Source organism: Polynucleobacter sp. JS-Fieb-80-E5 (genome assembly GCF_018882015.1).
Lineage (GTDB): Bacteria > Pseudomonadota > Gammaproteobacteria > Burkholderiales > Burkholderiaceae > Polynucleobacter.
Genome location: NZ_JACVPH010000005.1, coordinates 62,064 through 78,711 on the forward strand (window position 1 = coordinate 62,064; position 16,648 = coordinate 78,711).

Annotated in this window: 14 protein-coding genes; 5 read left to right on the forward strand and 9 right to left on the reverse strand. The window is 45.5% G+C overall.

Annotated features, from left to right (window positions below):
• Positions 1-5 precede the first annotated feature (5 nt).
• From ICN44_RS08515 to ICN44_RS08535, 5 genes are read right to left on the reverse strand one after another with little or no spacing between them, the layout of a single operon-like run.
• Complete coding sequence (locus tag ICN44_RS08515) at positions 6-941, reverse strand: DmsC/YnfH family molybdoenzyme membrane anchor subunit (protein WP_216263532.1); 936 nt, start codon at positions 939-941, stop codon at positions 6-8.
• On the reverse strand, positions 941-1,600 hold the full coding sequence (locus tag ICN44_RS08520; RefSeq protein ID WP_216263533.1) for a 4Fe-4S dicluster domain-containing protein: 660 nt from the start codon (positions 1,598-1,600) through the stop codon (positions 941-943). Before ICN44_RS08520 ends, ICN44_RS08515 begins: the two co-directional genes overlap by 1 nt.
• On the reverse strand, positions 1,597-4,485 hold the full coding sequence (locus tag ICN44_RS08525; protein ID WP_216263534.1) for a molybdopterin oxidoreductase family protein: 2,889 nt from the start codon (positions 4,483-4,485) through the stop codon (positions 1,597-1,599). The genes ICN44_RS08520 and ICN44_RS08525 overlap by 4 nt, the downstream gene beginning before the upstream one ends.
• A gap of 11 nt (positions 4,486-4,496) precedes the next feature.
• The gene (locus tag ICN44_RS08530; protein ID WP_216263535.1) at positions 4,497-5,405 is read right to left on the reverse strand and encodes a bifunctional enoyl-CoA hydratase/phosphate acetyltransferase; all 909 of its coding nucleotides are present in this window, start codon (positions 5,403-5,405) and stop codon (positions 4,497-4,499) included.
• A gap of 39 nt (positions 5,406-5,444) precedes the next feature.
• Positions 5,445-6,245 (reverse strand): IclR family transcriptional regulator, encoded by an 801-nt coding sequence (locus ICN44_RS08535; RefSeq protein ID WP_216263536.1) that lies wholly within the window; start codon positions 6,243-6,245, stop codon positions 5,445-5,447.
• A gap of 190 nt (positions 6,246-6,435) precedes the next feature.
• Here ICN44_RS08535 and ICN44_RS08540 point away from each other — a divergent pair, with 190 nt between their 5' ends.
• The 3 genes from ICN44_RS08540 to ICN44_RS08550 are packed head-to-tail and all read left to right on the forward strand — an operon-like array spanning position 6,436 to position 10,425.
• Positions 6,436-7,422, forward strand: a complete 987-nt coding sequence (locus ICN44_RS08540) for a tripartite tricarboxylate transporter substrate binding protein (RefSeq protein WP_216263537.1) — start codon at positions 6,436-6,438, stop codon at positions 7,420-7,422.
• A gap of 50 nt (positions 7,423-7,472) precedes the next feature.
• On the forward strand, positions 7,473-8,882 hold the full coding sequence (locus ICN44_RS08545) for an aldehyde dehydrogenase family protein (RefSeq protein ID WP_216263538.1): 1,410 nt from the start codon (positions 7,473-7,475) through the stop codon (positions 8,880-8,882).
• 7 nt (positions 8,883-8,889) lie between these two features.
• Entirely contained in the window at positions 8,890-10,425 is a 1,536-nt protein-coding gene (locus tag ICN44_RS08550) for an AMP-binding protein (RefSeq protein WP_216263539.1), read from the forward strand.
• On the opposite strand, the gene ICN44_RS08555 is transcribed toward ICN44_RS08550, so the two are convergent.
• Genes ICN44_RS08555 through ICN44_RS08570 form a run of 4 tightly spaced genes read right to left on the reverse strand, consistent with a single transcriptional unit; the run spans position 10,422 to position 14,499 of the window.
• Complete coding sequence (locus tag ICN44_RS08555) at positions 10,422-11,192, reverse strand: sulfite exporter TauE/SafE family protein (protein WP_216263540.1); 771 nt, start codon at positions 11,190-11,192, stop codon at positions 10,422-10,424. The two genes, ICN44_RS08550 and ICN44_RS08555, sit on opposite strands and share 4 nt — an antisense overlap.
• Before the next feature lie 41 nt (positions 11,193-11,233).
• Positions 11,234-12,835 (reverse strand): GMC family oxidoreductase, encoded by a 1,602-nt coding sequence (locus ICN44_RS08560; RefSeq protein ID WP_216263541.1) that lies wholly within the window; start codon positions 12,833-12,835, stop codon positions 11,234-11,236.
• Positions 12,836-12,840: 5 nt separating this feature from the next.
• Positions 12,841-13,671, reverse strand: a complete 831-nt coding sequence (locus ICN44_RS08565) for a 3-keto-5-aminohexanoate cleavage protein (protein ID WP_216263542.1) — start codon at positions 13,669-13,671, stop codon at positions 12,841-12,843.
• 15 nt (positions 13,672-13,686) lie between these two features.
• Positions 13,687-14,499, reverse strand: coding sequence for an IclR family transcriptional regulator (locus tag ICN44_RS08570; protein WP_216263543.1), 813 nt, complete (start codon positions 14,497-14,499; stop codon positions 13,687-13,689).
• A gap of 113 nt (positions 14,500-14,612) precedes the next feature.
• Between ICN44_RS08570 and accB the strand changes: the two genes are divergently transcribed.
• Both accB and ICN44_RS08580 read left to right on the forward strand, forming a co-directional pair.
• Positions 14,613-15,176 (forward strand): acetyl-CoA carboxylase biotin carboxyl carrier protein, encoded by a 564-nt coding sequence (gene accB / locus ICN44_RS08575; RefSeq protein WP_216263544.1) that lies wholly within the window; start codon positions 14,613-14,615, stop codon positions 15,174-15,176.
• Complete coding sequence (locus tag ICN44_RS08580) at positions 15,176-16,633, forward strand: pyruvate carboxylase subunit B (protein ID WP_216263545.1); 1,458 nt, start codon at positions 15,176-15,178, stop codon at positions 16,631-16,633. The genes accB and ICN44_RS08580 overlap by 1 nt, the downstream gene beginning before the upstream one ends.
• Positions 16,634-16,648 lie beyond the last annotated feature (15 nt).

The window sequence follows — 16,648 nt, forward strand, 5'->3', positions numbered from 1 at the left end:
CGTACTTAAGAGACTCTTTGGTAATACAAGTTCTGTGGATGATTTGCTTCTGCAAAGAACATCCATCTTTCAGCAAGCAAGCCTAGGTAATTGATCAGTAATGCCAAGGCAATTATCAAAGTGCTTGGAATGGTAATGGTATATGCCATCAATATCATTGGTATTACATAGGCGCACAGCAAGATAATTTTACGAAGATTGGCAATGACGCGATCTGTTTGGTGATGAAAGAATTCGCGGGTATTAAAACTTCCGCCCATTAAACCCATTGAGGTTTGACGAATATTGCTACCTTTGATGCCGGTTGCTGTAGAGAGATTAGACTTCGGTTTTAGGTCCTGATTGCGCTTCCAAATCCAAAGCTTTAGATTAAAAGACAGGAATAGTAGCAAGAGGGCAAGCATTGATAGTGGCGCATCAATGATCTGTGTTGCGGAGTCGCCCCATAAAGCAATCAGCAACTCCAACAAAATCAATCCCGATCCCAATCCAAGGAGGATGAAGTTAGCGATGGTAGATGGATGCGACCATTCTTGTATAAAGCGTATGCATTGATAGATCTTGGCGGTGCAGATCCAAAGAGCCAGTGTGCAGATGAGAAGGTCTATCCAAAGCCATTTTGGGACTTCGCCATTTGTTGCACAAAAGTAAATCACGAGAGTCACTGCCATGAGTGCTGGCAAGGCAATCACTTCTCTGGATAGCCAGGAGGTTCTCCACATCATGGCAGCACGCCATGCTCGCTCAGGGTGACCCAGGTGAAAAAACGACGCTATCAAGCCTAGGCTAAGGAGAGCAAAGGCAATAGGCAGAGCAAGGTTAGTCAGAAAGGCAATAGGAATTGCTTGGCTATATAAATACGATAGGGCAATGAAAAATAACAGACCCTGTGCCATTCCAGCTAGGGTGGTAAAGAAAATGATTGAAAATTGTGGGCGCATTATTTGTCATTCCTTGCCGCATCAATAGTTTCCATAATGGAGCGCGGTAAATAGTGATTGGCAGGCTGGGTTTCCCATTCAGGCATGAGTGCATAACCTGAGCGTTCCTCTATCGCTTTGCTAGCAGCAGACTCTGGATCATGAACATCTCCAAAGATACGTGCGCTAGTAGGGCAGGCTAGAACACAGGCGGGTTTTTTCTCGGACTCTGGCAAAGTCTCACTATAGATGCGATCCACACAGAGTGTGCACTTGGTCATCACTTGACGTTCTTGATCCAGCTCTCGAGCGCCATAAGGACATGCCCAAGAGCAATAGCTGCAACCAATGCACTTGTCATAATCGACCAGCACAATCCCATCCTCTTTGCGCTTATAGCTCGCACCGGTAGGGCAAACAGGAACGCAGGGCGGCTCTTCGCAATGCAAGCATGATTTAGGAAAGTGAACTGTTTGGGTGTTCGGGAAGGTTCCCGCCTCAAAAGTTTGTACTCGGTTAAAAAAAGTGCCGCTCGGATTGGCGCCATAGGCATTTAGATCGGTGAGGGGGCCTGCTGATCCAGAGGTGTTCCACTCTTTACATGAAGTCACACAAGCGTGACATCCCACGCAAACATTAAGATCAATAACGAGAGCGAGTTGTTTATTTTTTTTGCTCATTTAGTCTCCCCCGATTTTTTGAGGGCCATTCCAGGAACTTCAAATGCCTTTACTTGTGGCCAGGTTTCTTTGGGTTCATTTTCATCTGCAGGCGCCAATCGCACTCTGACGTCATACCATCCTGCTTGACCAGTAATTGGATCAGAATTGCTAACAGTGAAGCCTCCCAACGGAAGCTCTTCTGAGATGAGGTGATTTAATAAAAAGCCTTTTTTAGATTCATCTGCATCACTAGTCAAACTCCAGGCTGACTCTGCTTTACCAATAGCATTCCAGGTCCATACTGTTCCAGGATCAACAGCTTCTGAGTGTCTTGCCATACACCTGACCTTGCCCCACTGGGATTCAATCCACATCCAGGCGCCATCTGCAATGCCGCTTTTAAGTGCAGTAGCAGTATTGACGTATAGATAGTTATGGCTATGAATTTGTCGTAGCCACGCATTTTGTGAATCCCATGAGTGGTACATCGCCATCGGGCGCTGGGTAATTGCATTGAGGGTAAATTTAGTAAGATCTGTAGCTTCATCCTCAAGTGGTGGGTACCAGAAAGGCAGTGGATCAAAATATTTGAAGATTCGTGCTTTCAGATGCTCTGGCGGTTGGGCGCCAGGACGTTTGCCAGTTGCCGCCAAGCGAAAGCGTTGCAATATGTCTGAGTAGATTGCGATCATGATCGGATCATTTTTCTGACGTAGAGCATTGTCTTTGGAGAAATCTAAATACCCTTTGTTCCAGTTGCGCATGTACTGATGCTCAGGAGGCGTGTGATATTGATGAACGCAATTATTCTCGGCATATTTTTGCCACTGATTAGGATTCGGTTCACCGCGCAATGATTTATCACCATCTTTTCCGCGCCAACCGCTTAAGAAGCCAATGCCTGAATCTGGTGTGGTTTGGAAGCGAGTAATAAAGTCGGGATAATCCTTAAACTTACGATCCCCTTCCGGCGTAGTGAATGCAGGGAACTTTAAGCGGGATGCCAGCTCAATCAATACTTCCTGGAATGGCTTACATTCCCCTAATGGCTCCAGAACAGGGATGCGAACAGAGTCGACTGGACCATCAAATTCAGAAATAGGTCTGTCGAGCATACTCATGACATCATGACGCTCTAGATAAGTAGTGTCTGGGAGCACTAAGTCAGCAAAGTCGACCATCTCCGACTGGAATGCATCACAAACTACCAAGAATGGAATCTTAAATTCGCCATCATCATTTTTAGCATTGAGATGTTCGCGAACTTCCATCGTATTCATGGTGGAGTTCCAAGACATATTGGCCATGAAGATCATGAGCGTATCAATGGAGTAGGGGTCGCCTTTCACTGCATTAGTGATTACGTTGTGCATCAATCCATGAGCTGCTAAAGGATGCTCCCATGAATAAGCCTTATCAATGCGCAATGGCTTGCCATCAGAATCTAATGCCAGATCTTCTGGTTGTGTTGGCCATCCAAGAGGAGGTTTGGCCAAAGGCGTATTAGGTTTAATGTCATTCTCGGAAGACGGTGGCTTTGCATTTGGTGGAACTTGACGTGGGTAAGGCGCTTTATGTCTAAAGCCGCCTGGGCGATCAATGGTTCCCAGTAAAGACATTAGTACTGCTAAGCCACGCGTGGTTTGGAATCCATTGGAGTGTGCTGAGAGTCCACGCATTGCATGGAAAGCAACTGGTCTGCCAGTGACAGACTCATGCTTTTCACCCCAAGAATCTGTCCACTGAATGGGTAACTCAAATTCTTGACCAAAGGCGGTATCGGCCATCTCCAGAGCAAGCTTGCGAATCCGTTCTGCTGTAATGCTAGTAATGGCTGCAGCCCACTCTGGTGTAGTTTCACTTACTTGTCGCTTAAGAAGCTCAAATGAAGGGACTACTTTTTTTCCTTGGTGTGGTCCTGGCCCCATGACATATTCACCTAATAGAGCAGGTGATGTGCCTTGTGCAAAACAAGGTTTCGCACTTTGGGATTTTTCATCCCAAATGTATTTGTTATGAGGTAAATCTAAGTTAATTGGATCAGAGTCAGGATCATATAAAAACAAACCTTCCTCTGGACCTGAGTCCATGCATACCAATTGAGCAGAATTACTAAAGCGCTTTAAGAAAGGAGCGTCATATTTCTCAAGACGAATCAGTTCATGCATCAAAGCCATGAAGAGTGCCCCATCTGTACCGGGTTTAATTGGAATCCATTCATCTGCAATTGCAGAATATCCAGTTCTCACCGGATTGATTGAGATAAAGCGACCGCCAGCCCGTTTAAATTTGGATAAAGCAATCTTCATTGGATTGCTATGGTGATCTTCAGCTGTGCCAATCATCACAAACAACTTCGCCTGATCTAAATCGGGACCACCAAATTCCCAAAAGCTTCCACCAATGGTGTAGATCATCCCGGCAGCCATATTGACTGAGCAGAAACCGCCATGAGCTGCATAGTTAGGTGTACCAAACTGTCTTGCAAATAAACCTGTGAGAGCTTGCATCTGGTCGCGGCCAGTAAAGAGGGCGAATTTCTTTGGATCAGTAGCACGAATTTTAGCAAGACGCTCAGTCAGGATTTCAAATGCTTTTTCCCAACTGATGGGTTCAAACTCGCCATTGCCTCTTTCACTACCCGCTTTTCGCAACAGTGGTTGCGTAATGCGTGCAGGAGAATTTTGTTTCATGATTCCTGAGGAGCCTTTGGCGCAAATGACGCCTTGATTCAATGGGTGCTCAGGATTGCCATCGATATACACCAATTTACCGTCACGTAAATGCGCCCGGATACCACAACGACAGGCACACATGTAGCAGGTGGTCTTTTTTATCTCAGTTGCTGGCGCTTGTTTATTGACGGGGTCATGCACTGGGTCACTAGAAAATATTTTGAACATAGCCTTCTCAACTATTGAGGATTTTTAGCAAGAAGAATAGCCATCGCTGTAGAGGCCACTCTAGAAAAAACAGAATCAGATCTGGATGTTAGGGTGATGGGAACTTGAGCACCTAAAATGGTTCCGGCGCATTCGGCGCCAGCCATATAAACAAAGGACTTGTAGAGAATATTGCCGACCTGTAAATCTGGCATCAACAAGAGATCTGGATCCCCGGCAACCTTGGAATAAATGCCCTTGGTTCTTGCTGACTGAGCTGAAATCGCGTTATCAAATCCAAAGGGGCCTTCAATGATGGTGTCTGGAAAAATAGGATGAGCAATATGCTCATCGACAATTTCTTTCGCATCCGTAGTTGATGACATTGCTGGGTTGATGACTTCGGTGGCAGCAATAATGGCTACTTTGACATTGCTGATGCTTAATCTTTTTAAGGCATCTAAGCTGTTGGCAAGAATTTCTCTTTTGAGTTGAGCGTTAGGCGCAATATTTACCACTGCGTCTGTGACGCCCAGTAGCTTGTGATAACGCGCAAGTTCAAATAAGAAAAGATGGCTGACGCGTTTATCGGTGCGCAGTCCATCGCGACTCACAATCGGGCCCATCAGATCTTCGGTATGTAAAGACCCCTTCATCAAAACTGCCAACTTCCCTTCTTTAACCATCTCAACAGCCTTCTTGGTTGCTAAGATGGGATCTTTGGGTGTATCGACAATTTGTATACCATCTAAAGGGAGTCGTTCAATGGCAGCCAGCTCTTCAATATCTTTTTTGGGGCCTATTAGGATAGGCGTGCACAACTGACGTTTGATGAGATCAAAAACAGTTTCCAATGCTGGCGCGCTCAGTGGGTAGACCACTCCAAGAGGTAAATCACTCTTAGCCTCATCAATCATTTTTTCTAAGAGCGGGTATTTCATGATTAGATATTCCCCAAGATTTCCGTGATGCAGTGCTGATTAGGAAAGAGTTTGAGAGATGCGCTCAGACGCTTCTTTTAACTTAGGAATATGCTCCATCGCTTGATTTAATGGGAGTCTTGCGGTTGCCGCATGGACAGCAATAGCTGCCACTACCTCGCCGATCGAATCTCTTACCGGCACAGCTACGCAAGAGACCCCTAATACATACTCTTCATTATCTACCGCATAACCAGTACTAACAATTCGCTCCATTTCAGATTCCAATAAGTGACGATCTGTAATGGTTCTATGAGTAAATTGCTCAAGCGGAAGATTTTCTAAAATCTTAGTACGTTCCTCTACAGGCTTGTAGGCGAGTAGTAATTTTCCGCTGGCGCTGCAATGTGGGGGCAGTACTGTTCCGGGTGGGAGGTGCAGACGTAAAGCCCAATTCGCCTCAACACGATCCAAATAAAAAAGTTCGCCACGCCTTAAGACTGCCAGGTTGCAAGTCTCACCAAGATCAGCTACTAAGCCACGAAGAATAGTGTGGCGTATGGCTGAGACAGTGTCGTGCGTTAGTGTCGACATTGCTAAATGTGAAAGGCGTTCACCAGGAGCGTAGGTACGTCCCCCAGGCTCTCGTGCTACCAAGCCTGCCTCTTCGAAAATAGCTAATGTTCTATGCAGGGATGCTTTTGGCATGCCAGTAATTTGCATAAGCTGAGCTAAGGTGGCGGGCTGTTGCAATCCGGCCAAGGCCTCCAAAATCACCACACCCTTCAGCATGGAAGAGTTTTCGCCAGAATTATCCTTTTTGGCGATATCTAGCTGTTCGATAGGGTCTAATTCAAGCATAAGTGTTAAATCTCATGAAATGTGTCGTTTTGTTCATTCTAATAGAACAAGGTTGTAATTTCTAGGGAAAATGTTAGTATTTTTACTTATACGAAACAACTTGTTCCGTTGAATAAGATCATTTATGCTTCAAGAGATGGCAAATAAGGGCTAAGATAGGCCCAATAGCAGTTTTAACAGGAGATTGGGTATGCGTAGAAGCAATCTATTAGGCGCTTTTCTGTCGATGGTCCTAGCCTTAACGGGCTCGCTTGGTTTGGTACAGTTTGCTCAAGCACAAGCTTGGCCAAGCAAACCTATTAAATTTATCGTTCCTTACCCACCGGGTGGGGGTACTGATGTTATTGCCCGCATCATGCAAGAGCCCTTAAGTCAGGCCCTTGGCCAGCAAATCATCATTGATAATCGCGGCGGCGCTGGCGGCTCAATCGGAACCGACATTGCTGCAAAATCTGCGGCGGATGGTTATACCGTTTTGTTCACCCTCTCTTCGCATACTATTAACCCTGCCATTTATCCAAAGTTGGCATTTGATACTGAAAAAGACTTTTTGCCAGTATCTTTGGTGGCCTCGCTTCCACAAATATTGGTAGCCAATCCTGATTTCCCAGTGAAGTCAGTTAAGGATGTGATTCAAATGGCGAAGGCTAAACCTGATGCAGTTTCTTATGCTTCAGTGGGCAATGGCTCTCCTGGTCATTTGGCAGGTGCAATGATGGCAGGCTCTGCTGGTGTAAACATGATGCACATACCTTATCGTGGTGGTGGCCCAGCAATTACCGATGTGATTGCTGGACAAGTTCCTTTGTTGTGGGTTTCTATTCCAGCTGCTGCTAACTACGTTAAGACCGGAAAGCTTAGGGCTCTAGCGGTATCCACCGTGAAGCGTTCACCAATGTTCCCGGATGTTCCAACCATGGTTGAGCTTGGTTTTAAAGACTACGAAGTTGATTCTTGGTATGCCATGTTTGTGCCTGCAGGTACACCAAGTGCCATTGTTGAGACTCTCAATAAGGCCACTATCAAAGTATTGTCTGAGCCAGCTATAAAAGAAAAATTATTAGGACAAGGTGCTGAAGCGGTGGGTAGTACTCCTGCGCAATTGGGTGCAATTGTGAAAGCAGAATTGGTTAAGTGGAAAAAAGTAACGAAGGATGCCAGCATCAAGGCTGAATAAGTTTTAGTAAATCTGAAGAATCAAATTCATTAGCAAAGATAAAAAGATAAATGATGACGCCAGTAGAAACTATTGTTGAGCGCGGACGTGCAGCTCAAAAAATATATGAGCAGTACACCCAGGCACAGGTTAATTTAGTGGTCGAGGCTGTAGCTTGGTCAATATTGGAGCCAAAGCGTAATCAAGAGTTAGCAGAACTGGCCGTCACAGATACTGGTCTTGGGGATGTGGCTGATAAATTTAAGAAGAACTTTAGAAAAACCTTAGGTTTAGTGCGCGACTTAAGTTACGCCAAAACAGTGGGGATTATTTCGGAGGATTTAAAAACGGGACTTACAGAATATGCTCGCCCAGTCGGTGTAGTGGCAGCTATCACGCCCTCAACTAACCCTGGCGCAACCCCAATTAACAAAATTTTGAATGCCTTGAAATGCCGTAATGCAGTCATTATTGCGCCCTCTCCAAAAGGGCAGTCAACCTGTGCGCGTCTGTTGGAGTTTGTTCATCACCAGCTAGATCAAGTGAAAGCACCTCGCGATTTAGTGCAGATGTTGCCATCGCCAATCACTAAAGACTCTACGAATGAGTTAATGCGTTTGGTTGATCTGGTAGTTGCTACAGGCTCTCAATCTAATATTCGTGCTGCATATACTTGCGGTACACCTGCTTTTGGGGTCGGCGCAGGCAATGTGCTGGTGATCATTGATGAGTATGCGGATCTTGCTAGCGCGGCTAACAAAATACTGCAGTCCAAAACATTCGACAACGCTACAAGTTGCTCAAGTGAAAATGGGGCGATCATTTGTGCTCAGATTTACGATCAGGCTATTGGTGCTCTTGAGGCAGCAGGTGGCTTGATGTTGGATGCGGCTGATAAGAAACGTCTAGAAGATGTCATGTTCCAAAATGGCAAGTTGACCTCAACACTTACTGCTCAAAGCCCAGCCATTATTGCAGAGCGCGCTCAATTACAGAATCCAAAAGCAAAATCAGCCAAATTTTTTATGGTTGAGGAGCAGGGTTATGGGCCGGATGCGCCATTTTCTGGTGAAAAACTCAGTCCGGTGTTAACGGTTTGGAAGGCTGCCGACTTTGAGGCAGCTAAACAATTAATTGCTAATGTATATGCATACCAAGGTGCTGGACATTCTGTTGGCTTGCATACTGCGCAAAGCGGTGACATACAGGAAGCAAGGGCTGCAGCGCTAGCGCAGCAATTGCCAGTAGCTAGAATCATTGTGAATCAGGCCCATGCGATTGCAACGGGCGGTAGCTTTGAAAATGGCCTACCTTTTTCTTTATCCATGGGTTGCGGTACCTGGGGGAAGAATAATTTCTCTGAGAATATGAATTATCGCCACTATATGAACATCACGAGAGTGGTTAGGCCAATCCCTGAGCATGTGCCCAAGGTAGAGGATTTGTTGAAAGAATATTTCAGCCGCTTTCCACAGATCTAGTTTAAAGATGACCGTAGCTTGCAAGAGTTTGGGTGAGGTACTACTGCACTGGGAGGCGGTACAGCCAGATAAATCATTTCTATTTGCGCCTGAGATTGGGGCTGCTCTAAGTTATGGGCAACTTGCAATAGAAGCGCGCCACTTTTCAACTTGGTTAGAGCAACAAGACATTAGTGAGCAGGGTCACGTTGGCTTGTTTATGCAAAACGGGCGTCAGACCAGCACGGTATTTCTGGCAACCATGTCTTGTGGTCGCGTGATTACCCCTTTAAATCTATTGGCCCCCACGGATCAACTGGCTTGGGTCTTGGATCATAGTGATATTGAAGTGTTGTTTTACTCGCCTGACAAGAAGCAAAGTCTATTTTTGGCCATTGAAAAAACCAAAAGAAAGTTCCTGTTAGTGGAGCTTGACCCAGATGCTGCCGCAGGACCATTCATGCAATGCGCTTCTGGAACATTACCTGCGGTTAAGTCTTCACGATCTGCACTCTTAATGTATACCTCAGGTACGACAGGCACACCTAAGGGCGTCTTGTTAACTCACGCCAATTTATTGCATGCCGCTCGATCTATGGCCGCATGGCATTCATTGACGCAGGCGGATGTTGTGTTGAGCTCTTTGCCGATTTATCATATTAATGGCCAGGTAATTTCTACTATCACTCCGTTTGTATCTGGTGGATCTGTTGTGGCTCCACATTCATTCTCTGTAAAGAATTGGTGGAGCTTGGCCATTCAATACCACTGCACATGGATCAATATGGTCCCAACCATCATTGCGTATTTAATTAATGCAGCCAAGAGTGGTGGTGCATTACCGAGTCGCGAGGAGTTGAAATCGATTCGATTTGGTCGATCTGCTTCTGCTCCCTTACCCCCTGAGCATCATCGTGAATTCGAGGCGCTGTTTGGAATTACCGTCATTGAAGGCATGGGCATGACAGAGTCAGCCTCCATGGTTTTTTGTAATCCCCATGATGAAAGCCGACGCTATGGCAGCCCAGGCCAACCTTGCGGGGTAGAGGCAAAGGTCATTGATCCAGAAGGCAATCCGCTGGGAAACAATGCCGTCGGTGAAATTTGCTTACGTGGCGGTAATGTACTCAATGCCTATTACAAAGCAGAAACAGAAACTGCGAAGGCTTTTGATAGTGAAGGATGGCTTAAGACTGGCGACCTTGGAATGCGTGATGATGATGGTTTTTATTTCATCACCGGCCGCCTGAAGGAGCTCATTATTAAAGGCGGAGAAAATATTGCCCCCCGCGAAATCGATGAGGCTGTCCTAAAGCATCCTGCAGTATTGGATGCAGCAGCAGTGGGTATTCCTGATAGTAATTATGGCCAAGAGATTATGGTGTGCATTGTTCTCAAACTAGGCACTACTTGTTCCGAAGAAGAAATGCGCGAATTTTGCCTAAAAGAATTAGGTAAATTCAGAACGCCAAAGATTATTCTCTTTATGGAAGATCTACCGCGGGGGCCATCTGGCAAGGTTCAGCGCTTAAAGCTGATCGATGTTATTCCTAAAGCAGTTTAGTTAAGCGAGCGGGCAATTACCCAGATCCCTAGACTTACGAGGTAGCACCCTAGTAAGCGCTGCCTTAAACCATCCTTCATTTTGACTAATTTTCCTGATGCGAGAGTCTGTGTCAATGCGGCACTTATCCCCAGAATGAGTATCAAAATTAATATTGTGCTGTCGATGCTATCTGCCCCATGAATTCCTACCCAGGCTGAACTGAGGGTAGTGAGGCTCACAATGGAAGTGGCTGATACAAATAGAATCGAAATATCAACGCAAATTGCAATCGGCAATCCAACCCACATTGTTAGGAGCGGCATCAAAAGGGTTGCGCCGCCGAGACCAAACAATGCTGATGATATGCCTGAAATGGCCCCTACAGTAATGAGTTTGTAAGTGCTGGGCTTAACAGGAACGGCAGCTGATTTGCTCGATGGATTTTTGCCAAAGAGAGTCCATAGTCCAATTAAAACAATCGTCCCAGAAAACCCTAGGCGCAGCGCTTGATCAGCCAATTGAGTGGCTGCTAGGCTGGCTAGCAATATGAATGGAAGCGCGCTGAGTATTAATAACCTTGCAATGCTACGTTCATTTTTATCGCCAATTAAAACTTTAATAGCGCGCGGTAGGGATCCTATAACAATAGTGCATAAGCTACCAATCACTATCAGTTGAAAAGGCGGATGAGCAGAATTGGGCACTGCTAAAAAAGCAGCGTCTAATGCCGGAACAATAAATGCACCGCCACCGATACCAAAAAGGGCCATTAGCAAGCCTGTCATCACCCCAATTAATGAAAAGATAAAGAAATGCATTAGGGAGATTAAATCTTTCCTAGAATAAGGTCCGAGGCTCTTTCAGCGAGCATTACTGCGGGCCAATTGGTATTGCCTGAGGGAAGTGTTGGCATTGCAGAGCAATCAACCACTCTCAAGCCTTGTACACCTTTAACTCTTAAAGAGGAATCAAGTACTGCCATTGGATCGCTATCCGGACCCATTTGACATGTGCCAGTAGGATGGAAAATCGTTGCACCATTGTTGCGGCAAAACTCTAAGATTTCTTTATCCGATTGTGGGTTATTAGGCTTGACCTCTCTGACCACAAGGGATCTCAGTGGTTCAGTCCGCGCAATTTTTCTGGCGTACTTGACTGCCGCAATGCTGATATCGCGGTCGTAAGGTGTCGACATATAGTTGGCTAACATTTTTGGCGGCACAAGTGGGTCCGAAGATTGAATGCGGACGTGACCTCGAGATTCTGGTCGTAATTGACATACTGACATGGTGAATCCAGAAAATGGATGCACCTTGCCTCCAGCCATTTCAGCAGAAAGTGTTGCCAAATGAAATTGAATATCAGGCGTTTTAGAGTCTTTCATGACTCGTGTAAAGAGGCCGCCTTGATTGATGCCAATAGACAGTGGACCACCACGGAAAAGCAGCCAATCCAATCCCATTTTTAATTGCCCAAACCAAGATGAGAGTTGGTCGTTGGTGGAGATGGGTTGGTTTAGTTCATAAATGAGGCGGTGCTGCAGATGGTCTTGTAAGTTTTCTCCGACCCCTGGCAAATCTTGTACAACAGGGATATTAAATTCTTGTAGTAGTTGAGCTGGGCCCACTCCGGATAGCTGCAGGAGCTGTGGACTGAGAATGGCACCAGCGCTAAGAATAACCTCTTTGTTTGCATGGACGACACTCTTAACGCCGTTGCGAATGAGCTCAACCCCAACGACTTTTTTATTTTCAAAAATAACTTTGCAAACCTGGCTATCTGTCAGGATCTTTAAGTTACTGCGTTTCTTAGCGGGCTTTAAGTAAGCAACGGCAGTGCTACAACGAAAGCCTTTGTGGGTTGTGAGTTGATAGTAACCAACGCCTTCTTGCGTTAAGTTATTAAAGTCATCTGTCTCTGGCACTCCTAAAGCATTAGCCGTCTTTTTGAATGCCTCAACCAAAGGATGCTTCTTTGGAATAGAGGAAGCTTTTAATGGTCCAGTTTTTGAATGTAATGGCTCGCCCAAGCGATCATTACCTTCTGCTTTTTTAAAGTAGGGTAGTACGTCATCCCAACCCCAACCTGGATTACCGAGATCACGCCAAGTGTCGTAATCTTCTTTCTGGCCGCGAATAAAAATTAAGCCATTGATTGAGCTAGAGCCACCTAATGTCTTTCCTCTGGGCCAATAAATTTGTCGATTGTTCACGCCGGTATCAGGCTCGGTCTGAAATTTCCAATTGAGTTTTGGGTCCCACATCGTTTTTGCGTAACCAATTGGTAGATGAATCCAAGGAGAGCGGTCCTTAGGCCCAGCCTCAATAAGGCAAACGGAATTTTTAGGATCTTCTGAGAGGCGATTAGCCAAAACACAACCAGATGATCCCCCGCCAACAACAATGTAATCGAACGATGCGTTTGACATGCTGATTAGTGCTTTCTTAATCCTAAGATTTCGCGAGCTTGTGCTGGCGTTGCAACTGTTCGGTTATATCTAGGGGCTATTTCAGCTAAGCGCGCAACAAGCTCTGCATTATCTTTTGCTGCACGAGTTTTATCAAAGCGAGTATTGTCCTCCAACCCGGTTCTAACGTGGCCACCTAATTCAAGTGTCCATTCATTTACCGTGAGCTGATGACGTGCAATACCTGCTGCAGTCCAAGTGGCATCGGGCATCACGGCTTTTAATTCTGAAATGAGAAATTCTAGAATCGAACGTCTCGCTGGCATTGCATTTGGGATGCCCATCACAAATTGCACGTGAGCCGGCGCCTTTAGGAGTCCGCGTTCAATCAGATTTGCCGCGTTGTAGAGCATGGCCAGATCGAAAATCTCAATTTCTGGCTTGATCTCATATTTAAGCATCTCACTTGCGAGGCCATCTACAAATTCTGGTGGGTTTTCATAGATACCGGTTGGGAAGTTGACTGATCCGGTTGCTAGGGAAGCCATATCAGGTCGGTGAAATAGCATACCGCCACGTGCCGCTTGATCACGACCTCTACCACCGGTAGAGAATTGAACAATCATTCCTGGACAATATTTCTGTATACCTTCTTGTACCTTTGCATATAAATCAGGATCAGAGCTTGGGGTTTCATCAGGATTGCGCACATGAATGTGTGCAAGAGAAGCGCCTGCTTCAAAAGCCTTTTGAGTTTCTTCAATCTGCTCGCTAGTGGTTACTGGCAAACCTGGGCAATCCTTTTTTCTAGGAATCGCTCCGGTCATTGCTACTGTGATGATTACTGGTGTGCTCATATAAATTCCAAGAAATTAATTGCTAGTTTCAGATAGGCTGCTTTGGATATCTTGCGCAGCGCGTTTTAAAGGGTTGATATAAAAATCAATAGATTTTTCTTGCATGCGCGGCGCGGGACCATGAGCCGTAATCGTCGCAAAGGTTTTCTGTTTAGAGTTAATTACTGGTACAGCGATACCAATGAAACCCTCCAGGAAGGCCGATTCATCAAGGGCGTAGCCATTTTGACGAATATTTTCCAGCTCAGAAAATAATTTATCGTAAGTAGTAATGGTTCTGGGCGTATAAGTTTCAAAAGGCTCATTCCCAAGTGAGCGCTGAACCTGCAATTCAGTCATGCCTGAGAGAAATAATTTTCCACTAGCAGTGCAGTGAAGCGGAACGCGCATACCTAGATCTACGTGAAGTCTAATAGGCGCGCTTGTTTCAACACGATCTAGATACATCACCTTGTTGCCATCCAAAATATTGAAGTTACAAGTTTCACCAATTTCTTCTACAAGACGTTTCATTACTGCTACGCGTTGTGACCGGATCGAGTCCACCGAGAGAATATTGATTCCTAAAATTCTGAGTTTTGCACTGGGTTGAAAACGCCTGCCATTGGGATCGCGCTCAATAAATCCTTGTGTAACTAATGTGTTGAGTAATCTAAATACAGTGGGCTTAGCTAAGTCAGTGCCAGTCGATATGGTCTCAAGGGTAAGCGGAAATTCTGATTGCGCAATTGTCTCCAGAATGAGCAGCACCTTTTCCGCCATGCTGGATTTGGCGGATTCTTCCAATATTTCGGCTGGAGGAGTGATGCGGGAGAGTTTTTGCGGCATTTATTAAGGATTTTTTGAGGATTTTTGCATTTTTAAGTGTTTACCCTTAAAGCATTTCATCTGATGATACTTTAAATTTCATTAGAGAAAATATTAACTAAAAATACGAGACAGTGCAAACAAAAAAGAAAGTCGCCTCCAAAGCGAAAGCAAACCCAAAGACTTCTAAAAAAGTTCCAGCAACAAAAGCTGCAACCAAGGTGAAGACCCCTCCTGAATTCACAATGAAGCAGGTAAAGGAAATTGTTGCCCTCATCAAGGACGCGGGTACGTTTACGACCTTTGGTTATAAGACTGAAGAATTTGAGATTGAGATTTCCGTGGGGACTCCAAATGTTTCCGCTCCGGTCGCTTACGCTGCCTCCCCAGTTGCTGTGTTAGCTCCAAGCCCTATTACTGCTCCGGCACCTAATGCGGCACTGACTATTTCATCTTCAGAGCGCATGATTGTGAGTCCAATGATCGGTACTTTTTATCGTCGGCCAAGCCCAAGCTCTCCGCCATTTGTTGAGGTGGGTGATAGCGTTACGCCTACTACGGACCTATGCATTGTCGAGGTAATGAAATTACTCAACACGATTCCTGCAGAGTGCGCTGGTAAGGTGTCTAGGATTCTAGTGGAGGATGGCGCAACGATCGAAGTTGGGCAGCCTCTGATGGTGATTGAGCTTGCGTGATGACTAAGAAGACGCCATTCGAAATGATTGATGTCACTTTGCGCGATGCGCATCAGTGCCTTTGGTCTACCCGTATGACTACTCCCCATATGTATCCAGCCTTGGCTGATATAGATCAGGCTGGCTATGGCTACATCAATATATTGGGCGGAGCTGTATTCGATGTGATGGTGCGATTCTTGCGTGAAGACCCATGGAAGCGTATGGAGTTTTTGAGTAAGCAACTCAGCACGCCAACAGATGCATTAACACGTGGCCAAAGTATTTATACGTTTGAGTTATTCCCGGATGACGTAGTTGAGTTGAATGTGGAGTTATTAGCCCAGTCTGGCGTGAGAGTGCTTACTGTTTACGATGCGCTGAACGATAACCGCAATATTGAATCCTCTGTTAAGGCAGGTAAAAAATATGGCATGTTGATCAATGCCATGTTGACTTATGCCTTAAGCCCTGTGCATGATGATGCTTACTTTATTGCTCGCACACGTGAGTTGGTAAAGCTAGGTGTCGATTTTATTTCGGTAAAAGACCCAACAGGCTTACTTACTCCCGATCGGGCTGCAACACTTTTCCCTGCGGTAGTCTCTGCAGCCACTGGTATCCCGATTAAATTACATTCTCATTGCCAATCTGGTTTGGCTCCATTGGTATACGAAGAGGCTATCAAGGCTGGATTTGCTTATGGATATGTCGCAACTGACTGTTTAGCGAATGGTGCTTCCTTGCCTTCAGTGCTAGATGTATATGCTAGCGCACAGAAACTAGGTCGTGCACCAAAGATGAATCGCGCTGCTTTGCAAAAAGTGAATGAATACTTCGATTGGATTTGTGCGCGTGACAATTTTGCTCGCGGAGAGAAGGCCAGTTACGATCCAGCTTTATATGAACATCAAATCCCTGGCGGGATGATTTCTAATCTACGTGCTCAGTTGGCCACAATGGGCATTTCTCATAGAGAATCTGAGATTCTTGAAGAGACGGCCAGAGTTCGCGAAGACTTGGGTTATCCCATTCTGGTCAGCCCATTTGCCCAATATATCGTGACGCAAGCTGTTCTAAATGTGATGCAGGGTGAACGTTATAAAACGATTCCTGATGAGGTTAAGTTATATCTCAAGGGTCACTACGGAAGATTGGCTGGCACTCCCAGTGCTGAGGTAATGAATCGTGCCAACGTAGATTACGACGCCTCTCGTAGGCCTGGGGAGTTGATTGAGCCTGCGTTATCTGGATTAAGAAAAAAATGGGGGCGCTCAGTAAGTAAGGAGCAGTTGAGTTTGCATGCTTTTTATCCTGAAAATCTTGCATTAGGATTAAGAGATGGTGCTCAGGAAGCTTTGAAGCAGGGGCCTGCTTTACAGCCCTTTACCGAGTTGGTGAAGTATTTAGTTATGAAAAAAGAATATAGAAAAATTAGAACCAAGTTGGGCGGTATAGAGTTAAGCTTCAGCAGTTAGTTTTTTTGACCTTTG